This window comes from Geminocystis sp. M7585_C2015_104 (genome assembly GCA_015295805.1).
GTDB lineage: Bacteria > Cyanobacteriota > Cyanobacteriia > Cyanobacteriales > Cyanobacteriaceae > DVEF01.
The window spans coordinates 1-21,089 of sequence record DVEF01000006.1; the positions used below are offsets into that span (position 1 = coordinate 1).

Annotated in this window: 18 protein-coding genes and 2 tRNA genes; 9 read left to right on the forward strand and 11 right to left on the reverse strand. The window is 44.2% G+C overall.

Annotated features, from left to right (window positions below; all coding sequences use genetic code 11):
* Positions 1-878, reverse strand: an 878-nt coding sequence (locus IGQ44_00655; GenBank protein HIK36492.1) for a PRC-barrel domain-containing protein, incomplete at its 3' end; no start/stop codon positions are given.
* A 198-nt stretch (positions 879-1,076) separates the two neighbouring features.
* Here IGQ44_00655 and IGQ44_00660 point away from each other — a divergent pair.
* From IGQ44_00660 to IGQ44_00675, 4 genes are all read left to right on the forward strand, one after another.
* Positions 1,077-1,157: transfer RNA gene (locus tag IGQ44_00660), tRNA-Leu, on the forward strand.
* 321 nt (positions 1,158-1,478) lie between these two features.
* A complete protein-coding gene (locus IGQ44_00665) occupies positions 1,479-1,715 on the forward strand; it encodes a hypothetical protein (protein ID HIK36493.1) in 237 nt (78 codons plus the stop codon).
* Positions 1,716-2,286: 571 nt separating this feature from the next.
* Positions 2,287-2,541 carry a hypothetical protein gene (locus tag IGQ44_00670; GenBank protein HIK36494.1) on the forward strand — a complete coding sequence of 85 codons (255 nt, stop codon included), beginning with the start codon at positions 2,287-2,289 and terminating at the stop codon, positions 2,539-2,541.
* Positions 2,528-2,788 carry a hypothetical protein gene (locus IGQ44_00675; protein HIK36495.1) on the forward strand — a complete coding sequence of 87 codons (261 nt, stop codon included), beginning with the start codon at positions 2,528-2,530 and terminating at the stop codon, positions 2,786-2,788. Before IGQ44_00670 ends, IGQ44_00675 begins: the two co-directional genes overlap by 14 nt.
* Positions 2,789-3,060: 272 nt before the next feature.
* On the opposite strand, the gene IGQ44_00680 is transcribed toward IGQ44_00675, so the two are convergent.
* Complete coding sequence (locus IGQ44_00680) at positions 3,061-4,107, reverse strand: GTP-binding protein (GenBank protein ID HIK36496.1); 1,047 nt, start codon at positions 4,105-4,107, stop codon at positions 3,061-3,063.
* Between the two features lie 333 nt (positions 4,108-4,440).
* Here IGQ44_00680 and IGQ44_00685 point away from each other — a divergent pair, with 333 nt between their 5' ends.
* From IGQ44_00685 to IGQ44_00695, 3 genes are all read left to right on the forward strand, one after another.
* Positions 4,441-4,578, forward strand: a complete 138-nt coding sequence (locus tag IGQ44_00685) for a hypothetical protein (protein HIK36497.1) — start codon at positions 4,441-4,443, stop codon at positions 4,576-4,578.
* Positions 4,579-4,746: 168 nt separating this feature from the next.
* A complete protein-coding gene (locus IGQ44_00690) occupies positions 4,747-5,115 on the forward strand; it encodes a hypothetical protein (protein HIK36498.1) in 369 nt (122 codons plus the stop codon).
* A 1,379-nt stretch (positions 5,116-6,494) separates the two neighbouring features.
* Entirely contained in the window at positions 6,495-6,608 is a 114-nt protein-coding gene (locus IGQ44_00695; GenBank protein HIK36499.1) for a transposase, read from the forward strand.
* 668 nt (positions 6,609-7,276) lie between these two features.
* On the opposite strand, the gene IGQ44_00700 is transcribed toward IGQ44_00695, so the two are convergent.
* From IGQ44_00700 to IGQ44_00730, 7 genes are all read right to left on the reverse strand, one after another.
* Positions 7,277-9,202, reverse strand: coding sequence for a protein kinase (locus IGQ44_00700; GenBank protein ID HIK36500.1), 1,926 nt, complete (start codon positions 9,200-9,202; stop codon positions 7,277-7,279).
* A gap of 121 nt (positions 9,203-9,323) precedes the next feature.
* Positions 9,324-10,082: an isoprenyl transferase gene (locus tag IGQ44_00705; GenBank protein HIK36501.1), complete on the reverse strand. Its 759-nt coding sequence runs from the start codon at positions 10,080-10,082 to the stop codon at positions 9,324-9,326.
* 248 nt (positions 10,083-10,330) lie between these two features.
* Positions 10,331-10,403, reverse strand: a tRNA-Glu gene (locus IGQ44_00710).
* 125 nt (positions 10,404-10,528) lie between these two features.
* Positions 10,529-12,478, reverse strand: a complete 1,950-nt coding sequence (gene glgB, locus IGQ44_00715; protein HIK36502.1) for a 1,4-alpha-glucan branching protein GlgB — start codon at positions 12,476-12,478, stop codon at positions 10,529-10,531.
* Between the two features lie 138 nt (positions 12,479-12,616).
* Positions 12,617-13,324, reverse strand: coding sequence for a hypothetical protein (locus tag IGQ44_00720; GenBank protein ID HIK36503.1), 708 nt, complete (start codon positions 13,322-13,324; stop codon positions 12,617-12,619).
* Between the two features lie 134 nt (positions 13,325-13,458).
* Entirely contained in the window at positions 13,459-14,796 is a 1,338-nt protein-coding gene (locus IGQ44_00725) for an AMP-binding protein (protein HIK36504.1), read from the reverse strand.
* 99 nt (positions 14,797-14,895) lie between these two features.
* Positions 14,896-15,939, reverse strand: coding sequence for a rod shape-determining protein (locus tag IGQ44_00730; GenBank protein HIK36505.1), 1,044 nt, complete (start codon positions 15,937-15,939; stop codon positions 14,896-14,898).
* Between the two features lie 202 nt (positions 15,940-16,141).
* On the opposite strand from IGQ44_00730, the gene IGQ44_00735 reads away from it, so the two are divergent.
* Positions 16,142-16,843 carry a magnesium protoporphyrin IX methyltransferase gene (locus IGQ44_00735; GenBank protein ID HIK36506.1) on the forward strand — a complete coding sequence of 234 codons (702 nt, stop codon included), beginning with the start codon at positions 16,142-16,144 and terminating at the stop codon, positions 16,841-16,843.
* Positions 16,844-17,181: 338 nt separating this feature from the next.
* Here the strand turns inward: IGQ44_00735 and IGQ44_00740 are convergent, their stop codons facing one another.
* Positions 17,182-18,522 carry a Mur ligase family protein gene (locus IGQ44_00740; protein ID HIK36507.1) on the reverse strand — a complete coding sequence of 447 codons (1,341 nt, stop codon included), beginning with the start codon at positions 18,520-18,522 and terminating at the stop codon, positions 17,182-17,184.
* Between the two features lie 63 nt (positions 18,523-18,585).
* Positions 18,586-19,575 carry a diguanylate cyclase gene (locus IGQ44_00745; protein ID HIK36508.1) on the reverse strand — a complete coding sequence of 330 codons (990 nt, stop codon included), beginning with the start codon at positions 19,573-19,575 and terminating at the stop codon, positions 18,586-18,588.
* A gap of 98 nt (positions 19,576-19,673) precedes the next feature.
* Between IGQ44_00745 and IGQ44_00750 the strand changes: the two genes are divergently transcribed.
* Positions 19,674-21,059 carry a recombinase family protein gene (locus tag IGQ44_00750; GenBank protein HIK36509.1) on the forward strand — a complete coding sequence of 462 codons (1,386 nt, stop codon included), beginning with the start codon at positions 19,674-19,676 and terminating at the stop codon, positions 21,057-21,059.
* Positions 21,060-21,089: the final 30 nt, after the last annotated feature.

Genomic DNA, 21,089 nt, shown 5'->3' on the forward strand with positions numbered 1-21,089 from the left:
TCCTCCCATACATCATAGGAGTAATCATCATCGTTACGAGGGCGAGACTGGGGGGCGGGGGGGGTATAATCCCGGCTTGATTCCCTTTCTATCCTTTCTGCGCCCCAGTTTTCCTCCTCTGTTTCCTCCTCGTAGGATACGGCTTTGGCTACCTGACGGGGGGGGGGCGTATTAACCACTTCTTCCTCTTCCCACTCCTCCTCTGCCCAATTTTCCTCAATAGCGGGTTTTGGGACTGGCTTAGCCACAGGTTTTACTGGGATAGGGGCAGGCAATTGATTTTCAGGGGGTGTAGTGGGGGCATAGTAGGTTTCCTCCTCGTCCTTTTCCCATGGTGGTCTACCAATCCCCAGTTTCTCCAAAATCCCCACCGTAAGTTGTGTAACACGCTCCTGTGCTCCCTCGAACACAATGATGCGATTGGGGCCACTGCTTACTATTTCATCTACCGAGATTTCATAGGTGCTAATCAACTGCTCGGGTATTTGTGGGTAGCCTATGGCGGCAATAATCAGAGAATGTAATTCTCCCGTTTTCGGGTCAAACTGGAAGTCTCTTACTCTCCCCAGGGGCTCACCGGTTTCTGTTACCACCTCCGAGTTTATAAGAGGCGTGTACAAATCTATATCTATGTCCTCAATCACATCCTCATTTTCCACTAGGATCACATCCCCCATCTGGGCAATACTGTCAAGGTACATATATTTGGGAATTCCTGACAGGGCGAAACGACTACTCCTCAACCCCAGTGCCACTACTTCCCTCCTATCTATGTCTACTAATACTTCCTTGACAACCCCTAATTTCTTGCCCGTATCCCTTGTGATTACTTCTGTGTTAAGTAATTCGTTTCTCAGGCGAGTTTTTGCATCTATCATAATATCTTAAGGCCCTAGCAAGTTTAGCAAAAGCGAAAGTTTCCTCTTTTTTCCCTTAGTCTTTATGATAATAACTTATAATCCGTAACCCGTGAGAGGTCATCCCTTAGTCCCATTCTAACTAATCCCTTTTCCATAGGCCAAAACTATTTTTGCTTGATTGACCCCCCAAAATCTGTTATAATGTAACTGACGTTCGCGGATGTGGCGGAACTGGTAGACGCGCACGTTTGAGGGGCGTGTGGCTTGTCCGTGCGAGTTCGAGTCTCGCCATCCGCATGGCCTAGCCCTAAGGTCGAGACCCCCGGGGTGAAATCTGGAGACTCGGGTGTGGTTGGACTAACTGTTCTACTTCTTCTGCCCCCGGGATTGTGTGTTTTAATTTCTGTCTTATACCCCCTCAGAAGTATTATAAGAGAACAGTATCAGGTAGAATATCCTTTAACTGGTGTAAGAAGGCCTCATTGGAAAGATAGGGATGACTTGACTATAGAGAGCCACAAGAGGCAAATAGGATTTTTTTCAAAGAAATGTCAGAAACAGTGCTCGGCCTCATGGGGGTTTATGGGGGAGATAACATGGCTGCTATAGGCTTTCTCCATGGGAAACACCATCAGAAAAGGGCCTCCACTCAAGGGGTGTGGTCTTAAGGTAAGGAAGAATACAGACAAATACAGGCTTGTTGATGAGAAATCTTTAACCTTTACAGAGGATGCCAGTCCCCAGAGCTATGGCAAGGCATTGGAAGATATAAGGCGGCTCAATGGGGATAAAAAAGTTATAGTGGTAATACTTGATAGTTTCAGGTCCCCCTATAAGGGGTACAGGGGGACTTGATATAGGACTTGTGTGTCTACTACAGCCCCAGTGGGGGGTGATACAGAGATATTTGTCTTTGGTGTTTGTGGCTAGAGTTCACCAGGCCTGTTGCTGATTATGAGCTTTTGTAGAGCCTGAGCCTACAGGCCTCCGCTTGTCGGGACAGTTTTGGTTTAGCCACACCGCCATGGGCTCTTAGGTTGGTTAGGTTTTTTCTTCAAGCCTGTGGTATATGGTTCTTTCTGGCATGTCAGTCAGTTTATACAGTTTACTTACACTACCCATTCCACGAGCTTGACCATGAGAGTTTTGAAGTCCTGGCTTTTTTCCCCCTGCAGCTACTTTCTCTCAAGTTCGTCAATGTCCTTAACCCTTATCCTTTTTGGCATGCTTAACAATCCTTTAATGTACTATACTCGACACCCTCAAAGAAAAAGACTACTGGACTACTAGAGAAGTCAAGGCTCTCATAAATTCAATTAAGAATACTCTCAAGAGGACCACCTTGAGTTTTGGTATTCTGTATATCAGGCCTTATCCACTTGATTACAGAAAACCGGAAAAGGCAAAAAAAAGGGCATAGTATTGTTTGAGGAAACGCCTCCACGGGTGTGGGCTTTCAGGGAAGATAAGCAGGAATACAGACGGGCATGGGCTTAATGCTCTTGGTTATTACTTTACTGAAAAGGCCACCAGAGATATATGTAGAGCTCTTGAGGGCATAAAGAAAACGAACAAGGACAAAAAGACAATGCCACCATACAATCCTGTGAGTTTTGTAAGGTGGATAGCGCAACCAGAGAAAGAGCTTCCTTTTCTCAAACAAGTGGATGGTTTGGCATAAAAATAAACACAACGTTAACAATCCCCTCAGGGTGGATTTTGAGGGAGTAATAATTAGACTGCCGGTTGGGCAGGTGAAGTGCAAGTTCTACCGGAAACAACTATCAGGAAAAAAAAGACTGGTGAGTATTTTGTATTCAGTGCTGGTGGAAGGGGAGGTCGGGGTCTGTGATATGCTACCAGGATGGGTGGAAAGAGTGGAAAATCCAAAGGATTTACGGGCTACCCTTAGAAAGGTCAAAAAATAACGGAGGTCTAAAAACTGGAAAAAAGGCTACATGAAAGGGCACTTTCTGCATAAGCCGTCCAAGAGAATACCAGAAAACCTATCTGTGTCGGCCCTTGTTTCTAACGGTTATCCCCCGACACATGTCAGTGCCTTGCCCACAGGGCTTTGTGGAATGGTTGGGAAGTTATTTTCTTTCATCAAAGCTCTCAGAAAGGGAATGGACATGTATCATGTGTAATTTAAGAAATGTCAATGCCGGCAGAAACCCGCCGAACCCCCCCTCAAGGGAAACTAGTCTACCAAACACTCTTGTAGGTGCTTGATGATACTATCCCCCTCTAGATTTTGCCCGATGAATACTAGTTTGTTCTGTTTGGGTTGGTTAGGTTTCCAAACGTCGTCCTCTATGGTAAACCTTCTGCCACTCAGGTGAAAGATGTGTCTGTCTGGAGATTCTTTAAACCAAAGTATCCCCTTTGCCCTAAACACATTGGCAGGAAGCTGATTATCCAAAAAGTATTGAAGCTTTCGAATGGCAAAGGGCCTGTCAGAAACGAAAGAAACGGAAACAAAACCATCATTTTCTAAGTGGCGAGAATGGTGGTGGTTGTGCTCATGGGCGTGAGCCTGCTCATGGTTATGCTCATGGTGATGGTCATGGCCGTGATGGTGGTGGGTGGTATTATCACCTGCATAGTACTTGTCTGACTCGAACAGGCCAACACTCAAAATTAGCGGCAGGGGTACCTGCCCCCTTGTGGTGCGGAGAAGTCTTGCCCCCGGTTTGATGTTTCTAATTCTCGCCTCCAACAGATCTACATCGGCCTCATCCACTAAGTCTATCTTGTTGAGGAGGATGATGTCACCATAGGCAATCTGGTTGTAGGCGGCCTCACTGTTGAACAAGTCTAGACTAAAATTGGCACAGTCCACTACAGTTATAATCGAGTCTAGTCTTGTCATGTCCCGTAGCTCAGTGCCCAGAAAGGTCAAGGCCACCGGCAGAGGGTCAGCCAATCCTGTAGTCTCCACCACTAGATAGTCTACTTTGTCTTCCCTCTCAAGAATCCTATATACCGCATCCACCAGGTCGGCATTGATATTACAACAGATACAACCATTACTCAACTCTATCATTGAATCATTTGCCGCCACAATCAGCTCATTGTCAATCCCTATCTCCCCAAACTCGTTTACCAACACCGCCGTTTTTAAACCCTGTTGATTAGTTAAGATGTGGTTGAGAAGGGTTGTTTTCCCACTGCCCAGAAACCCAGTAATTATTGTCACAGGCATCCCCCTCTTGGGGGCATCCATTAGAAACTCTACACTAGTCATATCTATTCTACTTGAAATTCATTTTCAACTCCCTAGTATAACCCATCACTCCCATCCTTCCCCACTTCACCCATCACTCCCATCCATTTCTTCTGTGAATTTCCTCCAAAATTTCCCTGGTTCAAAAATTACTTTCCCCCCCCATCATCCCGGGTTTTTTGTATAAAGTTTGCGGTCGCAAGTGGAGAAATTTTGCATTGGGTGAATAGCCTTATGTCTTACTACTTTCTTCCCGGATGTTGTCTTGTTTATATATTAAAATTTATTAAAATGGTTGCCAAAATTTTCTGAAATGGATTACAATGGTGACAGGGTTTAATAAGGGTGAAATTTATGGTTTACACAGAAATTAAAAAAATAGAAAAGAATTACCTAGCAATGGGCGAAAGAAATGGGCAAGGAGGCGTGGGGGCGGAAACAGAAAGAGACGACAGTTATTTTAGATACCAAGATGAGGGGAGCAGGCGATGAGAATAAGACCCGGAAAGTTGCAAAAAAATAAAGGTAGCCGCTCTGCTGTCGGGGGCGATTTTATGGAAGCGTGATAGGGGGAGAGAACGCCTATCATAAATGATGGAATAAATTAGAAAAAAAAACTGCTTAGCACATAAAGTATTATAAGTAAAGAGGAGTAGGAAGATGGCAAAGAAAATATATGAAGGTCTGGACTACAGACAATATCAAAGAAGAAATTCCAGAATCTTCTTCAGTCTGAGCAAACGAGAACAAAAAAAACTGAGGGCAAAAGGGTACTGGAATGTGGGCTGGGATAAGGTTAGGATGTCCTGGGTTATTCTGCAAGAATACCTGGCCTCCTCGCCAGCAAAGTTCGAGGATTGTGAGCTCCAAAAAGAAGCAGAGAGAAATTTTCCACGGGCACGGATGAAAAAGCTAGAATACCTAGTGGCAGTTTTGGGGATGGAGAGAGAGGGTCCACTGGCCGACCTCATAACACTACAATGCTGCCTATTTTTGTTGTCCGAAATTCTATTGAGGCCATTTCTTTGAGTCATCAGGGTTATGAAGGGTTGTCGACTCTCTCAGTCCCCCCTTCTGGCCACAGGGACAATTAGTGCTCATTAAGGTGTAAATGGGACTGGCTCCGAGCTTAGTCTTAAAGGGGCATCCTGTTTCTGACAAAAGAGCAACTAGGGCAGTAGGTTAGTACAGGAAAGATAACCCTGTCGACTCAACAATTCGTCGGAATTCAAGAGTGCGACCGGATAGCGGCCACCAATATGGAACGGGAGAGTTTTTTGGCGAAGCATGGAAGAATTGCAAAGATAGCACTTGAGATTGTTCCTCCAGGGCTCCAGCTCAGGCAAATAACATTGCCAAGCCCCCAACCGTAGGCTCATTTTACAACAGTGCCTGGCATCCCCATCAGTGAATTTTGTGGTTCGTGCCGTCAAAAAGGCAGAAGCAAAGCGGGATAAGAGATGGTATTACACTGGGGAAGGATGAGATGCACCAAGGGGCGAAAGTAAGAATTGTTATGCCAAAGAAAAAGAATCGGATTTGGACAAGTTTATTGCTGACTGCCCCCAGTCACAGCAACACCCCAGGGCGAGTATGTTATACTCTCTCTGTGCCTGTAGCTATCTGATATAGGGGGGTGGGGTGTAGTTGGACTAATTGTTCTACTTCTGCTGTCTTAACCTTATCAGGTAGAATATGGTATGAAACATAACCTCATGTAAAAAGTTCTAAAGCTCTATTGAAGTTCTCAGCAACGGCATCTCCATAAACCTTCTTTAAGGCCTCCCTATCCGCTTTAGCTCTTCGCCTTGCCTTCTTGCTTCTGTGGGACTTAAAATTGTCCTTTTATATTTCTTTGTTTGCTTTATACTTTCAGGGGCTCTACATATCTAGTGACCTTTTCAGAAAAACACATTATATTACAGAGAGGGCAGAAAGAAGGGAAGAAGTATATACGAGGTAAAAAGAGCCCTCATAGTAAAACTGGTAGAAAAAGTCGGCTTCGTGCCAAAGGTGTCAAAACTTACCGATGTTCCAGAATTGAAGACTGGAGTAAAAAACAAACCTAAAAGGTCGTGGTGGTGGTACTAAACCAAAGCTGTCTGAGCAAGACAAAGAACAACCACTGAGCATGTTCAAAGAAAAAGACTAATGGAGTACAACAAATGTTGAATACTCTCAAGTGCACATAAGAAGACCACTAAGGGCTTTTGGTATGCTGTATATCAAGCCCCACCCACTTGACTACAGAAGACCCCAGAAAAGAAGGTAAAGATAAGCAAGAATACAGACAGGCACAGGATAAACGCTTTTGGCTATTATGCATACACAGGGGACAGCCGTTTGACTTTTAGCGAAGATGCTACTGCAGATAGTGTATGTAATACACTTTAAGAGATAAGAAGGTTGTGGTTGTTATTCTTGACAATTTTGCCTCTCACAGGAGTAGTAAGGTGAGGGAGAGGGCTAATGCTCTTGGAATAGTGCTTGTATATTTACCGCCCTATAGTCCTGACCTATAGAGCAGGTGTGGAGGGTGGTCAAGAAAGCTTTGTCTGTGAGTTTTGTCAAGTGCTTGTCTGAGATATGGGAGTGCTGTGAGAAGCTTGGGCTTTTGCCGAGCTTTCTCTAAGAGTTTGGAGTATGCCCTCCGGTTTTCTGCATGAGGTTGTGTTCTATAATAACTGGTGTAAGAAGGCTTCAGTCGAAAGCTCTTCGACCACAACAGACAAGTGAGGTTTTTTTTTTTCAAAGAAATATCAGAAACAGTGCTCGGCCTCGTGCAGGTTTATGGGGGGGTAACATAGCTGTGGGCTTTTTTGATGGGAAACATCTCCAGAAAAGAGCCTCCACTCAAAGGGGTCTGGTATTACAGAAAAATACAGGCTTGTTGATGAGAAATCTTCAACCCCTATAGAGAATACCAGTTCAGCAGGGCGTAGGGAGACATGGGGCGAGAAAACTTCAGGTTCCAGGCCAGGGGCGTCAGAAAGTTTAAAAGAGGGCAGAGGAACTTGGTACAAGGGTTGTGTATTTATCGCCAAAAAGTCCTGAGCCCGAGAAGTGGATAATGTTCACCATGAGGTTGCTTTTAGTCCGACTTCTGCTATCTTTCTGCACGTCTGCCCAGCAGGAGGGTAAAAAAAATGACCCCCCAAAAGGGCTACTCCTAAGGACAACTGTAATTGTATTATCTTCTGGGTTCCAGGACTCGGCGGAATCTGGAATTGACAATCTTGGGCACCCCATCAATGATTTTCATGGTAAAGTCTCTTTCTTCTATTTGTTTTGTGCCATCCGGATAATAGTAAGTATTTGTACCTAGGAGGGTAATGGTATCGCTACCCTCGTAAACCACCCTCAGATTCTCTACCGTAACCCGGGAGAAGCGTTGGAAAAAGCCTGGATCTAAATTGTTGGGGTTAGCGAAGAATATTCTAGCTTGGGGGAATTGTTTTTGGGACACCAGATTATAGAATTGTACCAGTGCCTCCATGGCCTGGGATGGAGCAATGACACTGGTGTTGGCATCAGCGGGGGGGTTGGTGTTACTGTTGGCGGAGTTGGAATTGTCTAGCGTCTCGGCGGCATTGTCAGTGGGGGTGTTATCCTCGGGATTGGCAGAGTCGGTGGGATTGTCAGGCGGAAAAGTTTCTTGATTGTCCTGGGAAACTTCTGGTGGTGAGGAAGGCATGGGGTTATTATTCTCCTGGGCTGGGGGGGTGGGCTGTACTATTATAGTCCTGGTCTGCTCTTTTTGCTGTCTACGCAAAGCCTCTGCCCTAATTCTTTCCAATTCCGCCTGTTGTTGTTGACGCAGTCTTTCTGCCTCCTCTCGTTTCCTGGCCTCTTCTTCCCGTTTTCTTTGTTCCTCTGCCAGACGGGCTTCCATTTCAGCCCGTTGTTGTTCAATGGCCGCCAATTCTGCCCTAGTTTGTTTTACATATTCTAGGACAACGAGACCGCCCCCTACCATTACCCCGGCAACAATGGCAGAGGCAATTATCAGGGGCCAGTTGTTGGAAGGCGTCTCCACCTCAGAGGGGGAGTTAGGAGTTGGCATGGAGGGATGGGGAGGGGTTGGAGATGTATTTGTGTTCTCCTGGGCGTTTGGTGGGGGGGGAGGGGGGGCATAGGATGGTGCGGCACTGGGGATTGTAGAGGGATTATGCTCATAAGTTCGTCTGGCAGAGGGAGTGCTGATGGGGGGCAAGGTTACGGTGGGGGTGGGAACGGTAGAATCGGGGACAGGTTTAGTATTTTCAATATCTCTTTTTGGGGGTACAACCGCAACGGTTTTAATTTCCGAAAGGGTCAGGTCATACAACATCTCCTGGGCGGTTTTGTAGCGTTGACCCAGGTCCACTTTGCTGGCTTTAGTCAAGACTGCCATCAGTTGTGGATCCGTTTGGGGAGCCATAGCTTGCCATTGTAAATCTCCGGTGAGGGTATCCACGGGGAATTCTATAGGGTATTTGCCTGTAATACTGTAAATCATGGTTAGGGCCAGGGCATACAAGTCACTGGCATAAACGGTACGCCCCGCACTTTGTTCTGGTGGCATAAAGCCTTTGGTGCCCACTATCACTGAACTTATCATGCTTCCAGAACTAAGGACCACTGTGCCCATGGCCTCTTTTACTGCCCCAAAGTCGATGAGGATGGGCAGTCTATCCCTCTCCCTGATGATGATATTTTCTGGTTTAATATCCCTGTGGATGATTTTACGACCATGGATATACTCCAGCACCTTCAAAAGGGAACACAGGATTCGCCGGCATTCAAGGGTGTCAATTTTTCCCAAATCTGCCAGACTACAACCTTCTATATACTCTTGTACTAAGTAGTATTGTTCGTTTTCGACAAAATAGGCATATAGGGTAGGAATTTGCGGGCAATTTTGACCCAACTCTTCTAAAACCTGGGCTTCTTTTTTGAACAAATCGGCAATGATTTCCGGGGAAACACGATTGCTGGGGTTGACTTGACGTAGACGTTTGACTACAACAAGTCTTTGGGAGGGCAAATGAGTATCCCTTGCCAAGAAAGTCTCGCCAAAGCCCCCCTTGCCCAAAGTCTTAACGATATGATACCGTCCCGCAATCAATAAGTCCATGTTGGTAGTCATGACACAGGCCAATCCCTCATTCAATATAGCTCAAATCAATATAGCTCAGAGTTTAGTGTAACCTTCCCCGGCGCGGTTTATGGGACTGTCTTTTCCGCCGCAAGTTCCCCTAGTGCTCCTCCTTTATTCTACCAAAGCGTCTTTCTCGTTGTTGATAGCTGAGGAGGGCTTGGTGGAATTCTTCCCTGTCAAAATCTGGCCATAGAGTTGGAGTTACATAGATTTCGCTGTAGGCCACTTGCCAGAGGAGGAAGTTACTGAGTCGCATTTCGCCACTGGTGCGGATGAGTAAATCGGGAGGGCTTATCCCCTGAGTGTAGAGGTGGTTTTCAAACAACTGTTCGTCTATGTCTTCCACATCTATTTCCCCTTGTTTCACCTTAAGGGCGATTTTTTTGCATGCTTGGAGGATTTCCTGACGACTACCATAATTGGTTGCCACATTGAATTGAATCCCCTGATTGTTGCGGGTTTCTTCCATGGCGTGGGCTATTTCTGCCTGTAAAGACTGTGGCAGGGCAGTCAAGTCGCCTATGAAGCGGATTCTGACATTTTTACCCATCATCTCCGCCAACTCCCGCCGCAAAACTCTTTCAAAGAGGGTGAGGAGAAATTCCACCTCATGACTTGGCCTTCCCCAATTTTCTGTGGAAAAGGCATAGGCAGTTAAGACTTTTATCCCCCAGTCATCACAACAACGCAGTAACTCCCTAAGGGCATCCACACCTCTCTGATGGCCGACAATGCGGGGTAAACCACGACGCCTCGCCCAACGCCCATTGCCATCCATAATCACCGCCACATGATGGGGCATTTTTTGGGGGCATAGATCCGAAGGCAACCCTATCAGTGTTTCGTTTGCATTCATTTGAACTACCGACCAGCGCTCACAATTAAAACAACCTTCCTCTGGATTCCACAAATAGAACGGCCACAGCCACAGCCCCACCCTCTCCCACCCTACACCAGCAGTCCACTATTATAATTCTACCGTCAACCTACCGAATCTGCTGCAGTAATTTTAGCCCCCTTAACCCCTGCCCTTTTAAAACTTGCCACACCCCCGGGGGCGGGGGATTATTTGGATGTCCCTCCATACCACTAAAAAAACAAAAGTACCCCCAAGGGAATTCGAATCCCTGTTTCCTCCGTGAAAGGGAGGTGTCCTAGGCCTCTAGACGATGGGGGCTTGTTTATTGGTTTTTGCCTTGAACCGGATTGTTTTTATTGCCTTGGTTCAACGCACATGTATCAGTTTAACGAATCTTTTTTGTCCTGTCAAGGGAGAGGGGGAAAATTTTTGAGAAAGGGGGCTTATTGGATTTTTTTGAACATTACCATGGCCAGGGGGGGCACTGTGATTTCCAGGGCGTGGGGCCAAGGACAAGAATTCCACTGACGGCTGTGCACCTTGCCGTTTACTACCCCACTGCCTCCATATTTCAGGTCATCGGTATTAATGATTTCTTCATATAGGCCGGGTTCGTTGATGCCCAACCAGTAGTGGTGGTAGACATGGGGTTTAAAGTTGCAGGCTATAACCAGTACTTCTTTGCCACTTTTATCCCTACGCATGTAAGTTATTAAACTACGACCAGCATCATGGCAGTCAATCCACTGGAAGCCGTTGGGGGTGAAGTCATCGGTGTAAAGGGCAGGTTCACTCCGGTAGAGGCGGTTTAAGTCTTTGACCAGCTGTTGTAGTTGTTGATGGGGTTGCCATTGTAACAGCCACCAGTCCAAGTCGAGAAAATACTTCCATTCCCGTCGTTGCCCCAATTCCATCCCCATAAAAAGGGTTTTCTTGCCGGGGTGGGTAAACATATAACCGAACAAAACCCGCAGGTTGGCCATTTTTTGCCATTCATCTCCGGGCATTTTCTGCCAAAGATGTCCCTTGCCATGGACTACTTCGTCGTGGGAGAGGGCTAACATGAAGTGTTCGGTGTAGGCATACCACATGCTGAAGGTGAGTTTGTTGTGGCAGTTGGGCCTTTGTTCATGGGGGGTTAGAAGGTATTTTAGGGTGTCATTCATCCAACCCATATTCCACTTGTAGTCAAAGCCTAGGCCTCCATATTGGGTGGGGTGGGACACCTTCTCCCAGGTAGTGGATTCTTCGGCAATGGTAATCACTCCCGGATAGTACTTCTTGATGGCATTGTTTAGTTGACGCAAAAAGTCAATACCTTCTAAGTTTTCCCTCCCCCCGTACTTGTTTCTAACCCACACCTGTCTTTCATAGTCCAGATACAGGATGGCCGCCACTGCATCCACCCTTAAACCGTCGATATGATACTTATCTAGCCAAAACATGGCGCTAGAGATCAGGAAATTACGGACTTCGTTACGCTCGTAGTTGAATACAAGGGTGCCCCATTCTAAGTGTTCCCCTTTACGCCAGTCGGAATACTCGTACAGGTGAGTGCCGTCAAAACGGGCTAAACCGTGTTCGTCTTTGGGGAAGTGTCCTGGCACCCAGTCTAGTATTACACCAATCCCCTCCTGGTGACAACGGTCTACAAAATACATGAAATCCTGGGGGGTGCCATAACGGGAGGTGGGGGCGAAAAAGCCTACAACTTGGTATCCCCATGAGCCATCAAAGGGGTGTTCAGTGATGGGCATTAGCTCGATGTGGGTGTAGCCCATTTCTTTAACGTAGGGGATGAGACGGTCTGCCAATTCCCTGTAGGTTAGAAAACGGGCCCCCGGTTTGTCTGGTACTGGTAAAAGGGGGCCGCTGGTGGGTGGGTTTTCTATGCTATCATGTAACCATGAGCCTAAGTGTACCTCATAGACGGAGATGGGCTTGTCATAAGCTTGTATTTCCTGTCGTTTACTCATCCACTCCTGGTCATGCCATTCATAAGATAAGTCCCAGACGATAGAGGCATTGGCGGGGCGGATTTCTTGTTCAAAGCCATAAGGATCTGTTTTAAAACAGGTATGTCCGTAACAATTCTTAACAGCATACTTGTATTTCTCTCCCTGTTTGAGCCCGGGGATAAATAATTCCCAAATCCCCATAAAATTGCGGCTCATGTTGTGTCTTTCTGGCTGCCAACCGTTGAAATCGCCCACTACGGAGACATTCTGGGCATGAGGCGCCCAAACCGCGAAGTGTACGCCCTTCTCGCCATTTCTTTCTGTAATATGAGCCCCTAGCTGTTCATAAATACGGTAGTGGGTACCTTCCCCAAACAAATATAAATCTACTTCACTAAACCAGCTTTCTTGTTTTGCCTGTTGTGCCTGAGTCATAGTCCCTTTTTATAACAAATTCTTATATGTGGCAGATAGATTCTTTTAGAATTTATTAATAATATTATTCTCCTGTTTTTTTCCCGTGTCTGGTATCCCCTGTTACTTTTTATCACAGGGGGTTAGTCCAAAAATGACTTACAGTTCAATTCCTGTTTCTTTAAATAAAGCTACCAAATCTTGGCTCATGAATTTATCCTGTAACAAGAGGGCAAGACAACGTTTGGCGAAGTAGTCGTCTTGTTTTATTTTCTTGATGAGAAACTCTTTTACGGTGTCGGTGGTTATTTTCGGGGGTATGTATAGTTTTTGTACTTCTTCGTATGAGCGAGCGAGAAAGATATTTGTCTCATCCACCTCATCCTCGTATACTACCTCCTTACTCATCCACTCCCAATCCACCCTCTGAATCCACATCTTCTCGTGGGTGTAGATGGAGTTAATGTTGATTGTCATGTCGTCGGTGACATACCAGTATGTTTCTGGATCATCAAATATGCTTCCTTCTACACTGTTAGGGAGGGTTATATTTCGCCCTGAAAAGGTACGTATGTTTACATTCGCGTTCTCAGTTGTTCGATAGGCCAGTTTGAGACGTAGATACAATCCCTCTTTCTCATATTTGTTTTTACGGGGTAGCAGATGACGGAAACAGATAGCCGCGCCGGCGCCATAGATTTCTACCAAGCCTGACTCCCTATCCAAATACCAGTTATCCCCAAAAATTGCCGCATCCACTGCCCAAGCGGTGCCACTTTGCCCCAATACGTCTGTCTCTTCTAAGGAGTACGGCCGCGGCATTATGGTTTTTCGCACCAGGGGGAAAAATTCTCTTTTTAGCTCCATTTTCCATCTATTATTTTTTAGTCTGGTGTCATATATAATCCCTTAGGGTATTGGTGTCAAGTTATTTTTTCCCCTCAGCCTGTTGTTCAATTCCCTTACCCCATTATGTTACTTTAATCCTGTGGCCCGGCTTTCTAGTTACTGCCATAATACACAGTCAGACTGGGGTGATTATAGTTTATTTTCCCCTGGTCATTTCTGGGAATAAATTCTCTTTTTTCCCAGATTTTTGGAATTTTATAACTGCTAATTTCCCCCTGGATTCTCAGACGTATTTGCTCTGCCGTTATCGTTTCATTTTTTGGCACATAAAAACAGGCTACAATCTCTCCCCAATAGGGGTGTTTTACTCCCCTTACCGCCACATCCTCCACCAAATTCGTAGCCAATATTACTTCTTCTACCTCTTGGGGAAAAATATTCTCTCCCCCGCTAATTATTTTGAAACTATTCCTCCCTAAAACATGTAAATAGCCCTCAGAGTCAAGATGGCCCACATCGTCAGTTACAAATACATGCTGGGGTTTATAGTGAGGATAATATCCCTTAAAAAGGGAAGTTGACTCAACCTTTATCACGCCATTTTCTGTCGTTATTTTAGCATGGGGTAACGGCTTGCCACTGCTTTTATTGTTGCTGGCAAATTCTTCCGGTTTAAGGATTGTAATTCCCCCGGCGGTTTCAGTCATGCCATAGGTTGGGGCTAGGGGTAAAGCATGTTTTCTTGCCAGAAACATTTGCTCGTTTGTGAGTGGAGCCCCCCCCACTAGTATAGCTTTAAACTGCTTTAAAAAATCGGGATTATTCTCCAGGAAAAAATTGAGCTGGGTTGGCACCAAAGAAATGTAAAAACCGGAAAAATTCTCCCGGGGATATTCTCCTTTCTTCAGAAGGCCAAAGGGGTAGAAAAACAGCCTACCTCCAGTAGTGAAACTCCGGATAAAAGGCATTAATCCACTGACATGATAGAGGGGGAGACAAACAAAATAGTTAATGGTTTTACAACCAAAATAATGATAAAAAGCCAGGGCAGAATTCACCAGGGTATCCCAGGTATGGATGGCAAATTTAATCCTACCAGAAGTACCCCCAGTGGGAATCATAACCCCGGCAATTCTAGGACAATTTTCTTCCGGCATGTCGCCCTGGTCAAAGTTTTGTGGTATAGTTCCCAAAACTATATCAGGTTTAGCAATAGTCTTCAGCTGTTGCCATTCTTGTTTTTGCCACAGAGGGTTTATCAAAAATAGACAACCTCTGCCGGCTATGGATGCCAAAAAGGCGCTGACAAATTTTTCTGTTTTTTTTTCCCCCAGGAATATTATTGGGCTTTTGCCTTCTTTATATCTTTCGTTTACTAGGTCTAAATATACCTTAAATAGTTCCAATATCTCGCCATTATCTCTGCCAAAAAAAAACCACCTATCCCGCAGCTCAGACAAGCGCTGGTATATAAAATCAAAAGCTAACATAGCCAAATAAAGGGCATAACTATAGGACTCCAGCATTTGCCAAAGTACAAAAAAGCCGGAAAGGCCAAAGACTCAAACAACAACAAAAGAGGGATATTACTATCTACTAAATCTCTTACGACTAGCCCTTCCTAGACGCTCATATTCTTCTAAAACCTTACCTGTGCCATAGACAACACATTTGAGGGGTTCAGGCGCTACGTGGGTAATAATACCGGTTTTCTCAGAAATAAGTATATCTAAACCCCGCAAAAGGGCACCACCCCCCGCAAGAGTAATTCCCCTGTCGATGATGTCTCCTGCTATTTCCGGGGGAGTTTGTTCTAGAATCCTCTTGATAGACTCTACAATCAAACCAATAGTATCAGTAATACACTCCCGGATTTCCTCGGCAGTGATGGTAATGGTTTTGGGTAAACCGGAAACTACATTCAAACCACGAATTTCCATACTGGGAATCAGGTTTTCTACCGGATAGGCCGAACCAATTTCAATTTTTATCCTTTCTGCGGTACAATCGCCAATAATCAGGTTATACTTGCGTTTAAGATAGAATTTAATGGCCTCACTGATTTCGTCTCCCGCAATCCGAATAGAATCACTCAACACTATACCGTGGAGGCTCAACACTGCTACCTCTGTAGTACCACCACCAATATCTACAATCATACTACCGACAGGCTCGTCCACCGGTAATCCGGCGCCTATGGCAGCGGCGACGGGCTCGTCAATAAATTCTATATTATCAATAGCCCCAGAAGTCTCCATGGCTTCTTCTACTGCCCTTCTCTCCACCGCAGTGATACCACTGGGCACCCCTATGACAATACGAGAGGATTTGGTAAGATTGTTATTGCCCCTTACCTTTCTGATAAACTCTCTTAGCATCATCTCTGTGAGTCTCACATCAGTTATAACCCCGTCTTTGAGGGGGCGGAAGGTTTTGACATTCCTCGGCGCGCGCCCCAGCATTCTTTGTGCCTCCTTCCCCACTGCAATTGCCTCTTGTCTCTCCTCGTCAATGGCAATTACCGAAGGCTCGTCTAATACTATACCTTTGCCGGGCATATAAATGAGAGTATTGGCAGTGCCCAAGTCAATCCCCATGTCTTGAGATTCCGAAGAAAACCCAAACAGGCCCATTTTTTGTATCCTCTTAGAAAATAACAGAAATACGATTGATTGTTTTATAATCCCATTATCTTAATCCACTTCTCCTATTTTGGAAACAGTTGTAGATTTAACCGCCGGTTTTTTCCCCAAAAGAGGGAGAAAGATAAGGAAAGAGGTAAAATCTAAAAGTTGTATTGTCTAATAGTATCCAGTCAATTGAGGCAGAATCCACATGACAAACAGTCTCCGGAAAACCAGGGATGATAAAACAATAGTCAAGGAATATTTTAACGCCACAGGGTTTGAACGTTGGCGTAACATTTACGGGAATGGTAAAGTAAATAGGGTACAGTTGGATATTCGTCAGGGACATCAACGCACTGTAGATACGGTCGTCGCTTGGCTGAGGGAGGGAGGCAACTTATCTAAACTCACCATTTGTGATGCCGGCTGTGGTGTTGGCAGTTTAACTATTCCCCTAGCTAGAGAAGGCGCCAGGGTGTTTGCCTCTGACATCTCTAGCAAGATGATACAGGAGGCGGCAGACAGGATTAGACGGGCTATTCCCAACCCCCACAATGTTAGACTAGCAGTAGCAGATTTGGAGTCTCTTACAGGACAATACGATGTAGTAATCTGTCTAGACGTTTTAATCCATTATCCCACCCCAGATGCCGCCAGAATGCTCAATCACCTCTCTTCCCTAGCTTCATCCCGTCTTATTCTCAGTTTTGCCCCAAAAACCTTCTTTTTGACCATATTAAAGGGTATTGGCAGTCTTTTTCCCGGGGCCAGCAAAACCACTCGTGCCTACCAGCACAGGGAAGAAGACATTATTACTATTGTCCAACAAAATGGCTTTACTGTCCAGCGTAAACAGATGATTAGTACCCGTTTTTATTATTCTTGTGTTTTAGACGCTGTTAGGTGTTAAAGGAGGTTGGGGATTTGGGGGTATATGCTAATGAAGACGCTATTACTGTTATCCAAATCCAACTTTCCCTGTCTTTTCTCTTTTTGTAAGAGAATTCCCCTGCTTGGTGGCAGTATTCTTGTTGGTTAATACCATCTCCCGCCACGCCACCGCATTTCTCTGCCCCGTTTTTCTATCCCATCACTTTTCCCCTTGTCCCAGTGGTGGTTTTTTCACACCATCAATCCCCATCCCATACTACTCTCTTCTTGCTGACAACAGTCTTGTTATCCCCCCACCCTTATTCCTCAAGTCGCGGCATTTTTCTTGTTTCTGACACCATCTTTCTCTCATCAAACTTAAAGAATCCCCCTGCCTACTAGCAGTTTTCGCACCTCCAACATCGCCGAGTAAGTGGGGATTATATATAGGGTTTCCCCAGGCGGTGTCAGACTTAATGCCTTTTCTACAGCAGTTGCCAGTTTTTCCTCTACCACCAAATTTAAATTATTCTCCTCTAGTTTCTCTAGGCTGTATTTTAGTCTTAGGGCCATATCATAAACCCTATCCCCACTCACCACTATATTCCCACCCCTGGCTACTAGTTTTTCCGTATCCACATCCCAAATCCAAGATACATCTGTGCCATCAGGAGTTCGATCATTTAGTACCATCAATATAGTGCTCAAGGGTTGGTATTCCCTCATCTCGTTAACTGTCCTAATTGTCTCATTCATTCCCACTGGATTTTTTGATAGCAGTATTCTCACCTTTTTGTTGCCAATTTTTAATTCCTCTGCCCTCCCAAAAGCAGGTTTAAAATTGTTTATGGCTTCCAGTATTTTTTCCCTGGTGATGCCTATCGACTCCGCTACTGTCGCCGCCGCCAGAGTGTTGTACTTGTTGTAAACCCCCATTAAAATCTGAGGCCATTGCTTACTTTCTATTGCCAGTCTTTCCTTATAAAATCCACAACTCCCACAATGATAATCCCCTAGATGCGAAAGATAAACACCTTTGTAAATTAGTGAACTACCACACCTTGGACAATAAATAGAATCAACAGCATGAGGAATTTCATCTAAATATAAATCCGGCTCATTTAAACCGAAATATAACACTTTCTGTGGCAGATTTTGACCAAGATAGCATAAAGTGGGATCGTCTCCATTCAGAATCACAATTGTTTCTTCTTTTAGACTACTAATTGCCTGTCGCCAGCGGTAACTGATGGTGTCTACCTCCCCATATCTGTCCAGTTGATCTCTGAACAAGTTTAAGGCTAAAATATGACTAGGTTGGCATTCTTTTAATACTAGGGGGAGTACATTTTCGTCCACTTCCAGAATACCATAATCCGCCCTGATTGCACCCCATAAACTGCTATTAGTAACTAAACAGGTGATTAAACCATTCATCAAATTGGCGCCGGTGGCGTTGTGGATTACCCGATACCCCTCATTGGCCAGTATTTGTTTTAATAGTAGAGAAGTTGTTGTTTTCCCATTTGTGCCTGCTACCAGAATTATTCCTTTTTTAAATTGCCTAGACAAGGTGTTAAAAATGCGGGGATAAAGACGAGAGGCAATTTCTCCTGGCAAAACACTTGCGGCACCTAATCTAAAAATTTTTACCAACCCCGTTACAATCTTCGCAACGGCCACCGCTGCCCCTAAACGTATTTTCTCTACTATATCCATATATTCTTTTATTCAGTAATCTTCTTTAGTTAGAAAGTAATTTTACCAAATATAACTCATTTTCTATTCTGATATTGTTAGGTTTTCTTCCAAATCTTTTAAAATCTTGCTATAAGACTCTCCATGACGGGGTATAACACTAGCCACTGAACACAACAAAACACAATCTGTATAATCTTCTCTAGACTTCAGTAAACTTCTTATCTTTCTAACCATGTTATTCTTTACACATGTGGCGCCCTTTTCGTCGGTATTTGGCAACATCACCATGAATTTATTTTCCTTGCAATATGCCCCTAAGTCAGCCGGGCGTTTAGTCTCCTCTAAAATTATGTTCCCTAGGAGGGCTAGTGTAACATCTTCAAGGGTTTTTTCGCAATTTATAACAATTAAAATAAGGGAAAGTGGTTGTCTTTCCCTGGCTAATCTCCTCCATTCATAGTCTATACAATCCATAAAGGAGTTATAATTGGCCAGACCTGTCACTTCATCCAACAGGGAATAAGACTGACAACTCTCTTCTACCATTTTTAGTCTTTCATAAACAAAACTCCTCTCTACTGCCAGAATGATGTATTGTATAATCTCTCCTATTTTCTCAATTTCCTTTTGTTGCCATTTTCTTTGACAATCATAATCATAAATATACAAAAAACCCCATAGTTTATTTTCTAATTTTTTTTCCCCATCCTCCTCCCCATTCAAGGCAACAACCTCCGGGGTTTGTAGCCAAATTGGGAACACTAACTCGGCACGATTTATGGGATGGGTGTCCTCTTCATCGTATATATCTTCATGAGTTAAGTAGTTTTTTTTGTCTCTCTCTATTTTTCTGCTAAGTAGAGAAGTTATAGCTTCATAAGCCCCACCATATAACTCGATATCTTCCCTAGTCTCCCCGCTAATTTCAATTATTTCTCCTTGAGTTTCTTCCCCCTGTATTCTCTCCACAAAAACCTGATCTACCCTCAACTCCTCTTTTATTTTTGCCAAAAGAATTGGGAGAGTCAAATGATAGTCTAGGGAAATAAATAGAGACTCAATTCCGCCCATATATTGTAATAATAATGTAAAAAAATGTTACAGATTAATTATACATTAATAGAGCCGACACCACTGGTGTTAGAATGATAACATCAATTGAGAGGCCTTTGCACAGGGAAGCAGCAGTGACGGCCATGGCCTATTTTTATAAAAACCCCCTAATCAATCAGGAGACAAAATTGGGATGCAATATAGGGCGAATAGAAAAAATATATCAGGATATAGGCGACAGAAGACAGCTGAGAAAACTAATTGAAGATTGCCAGAATGAAAAACCAGACTGTTTAATGGTATCCAGTTTGGCATCTCTGGGTGATAACCTGGAAGAAGTAGAAGGAATAATCACACATTTGGAGTCATTGGGTGTGGAAATTATCGCCGCAAACGAAGGGTATAAAACTAGTGATTTTAAGGTGGTAGATACACCCACAAAAAGGAACAAACTCAGAGAAATTTGGAAACAAATAGAAAAGGAGTTGCAAAGAAGAAAATTAATTCTATCCCACGCAATAAGGAAAATGGAGACTCTGCCACCACCGGGGAGGGCTCCCTTCGGCTATATAAGGGGCAATAAGGGCTATATGATTGACCCCGTAAATGCCCCGATAATCAGGGAGTTTTTTAGGGTTTTTTTACTCTCAGGCAGTCTCAGAAGAAGTGTAAAATATCTGGAAGAAAAATACCAAAAAAAAATCTCACCATCTACTGCCAAAAACTGGCTGAAAAACCCGGTATATAGGGGAGATTTGCTGTATAACAAAAACACCATCGTCTCTGATACCCACCCTCCAATCATAACTAGACAAGAAAGTGCTCAAATTGAGCGCCTTTTGAGAAACAACAAAAAATTTGCCCCGAAAAGTGTCTCCTCAAAACACTGTCTCGCCGGCTTACTAAAATGTAAAAGCTGCCAATGCCCCCTCAGGGTTAATCCTGTAAGTAACAAAACAAAGGGGTATTCTTATTTGTATTTAACTCCCACAAATTGCCCTAAGAATAAACCCTGTAAGTCCCTGTCATACAATTCGGTGTTGACGAGGCTCATTGAAACGATATGTAATTTATTTGAGGCAATTAAAGAAACGGAGACAGAGAGGGATAAAATAGAGGAAACAAGAAACATTGAGAGGGAGGAAATCAAAAAGATAAAAGAAAAATTGGAGGTGATAAGAAGACTAGAAGATGAGGGAGTGTTAGAAGAGGAAGAAGCCAAAAAGATAACTTACCGTCTGAGGGAAAAGATGAGTAAAATGCAACAAAAAATAAACCAAATGCCGCCAAACACCCTAGGGGTGATAGCCAAAAATCTGTCTAACCCCCAGTTATGGCATGACTTGTCAAATTCAGAAAGAAGATTCTATCTAAGGGAGTTTATAGACACCATAGAGGTAAATATGGGGGAGAATCATGATGATAAACTCGAACTGAATCTCGTTTTTGCTAACCCACAAATAGGCAATTCATGGCAGAATAAATTAAACAAACAAGAGTAAAGCCTAACATAAACACTAAACAGAAACAGG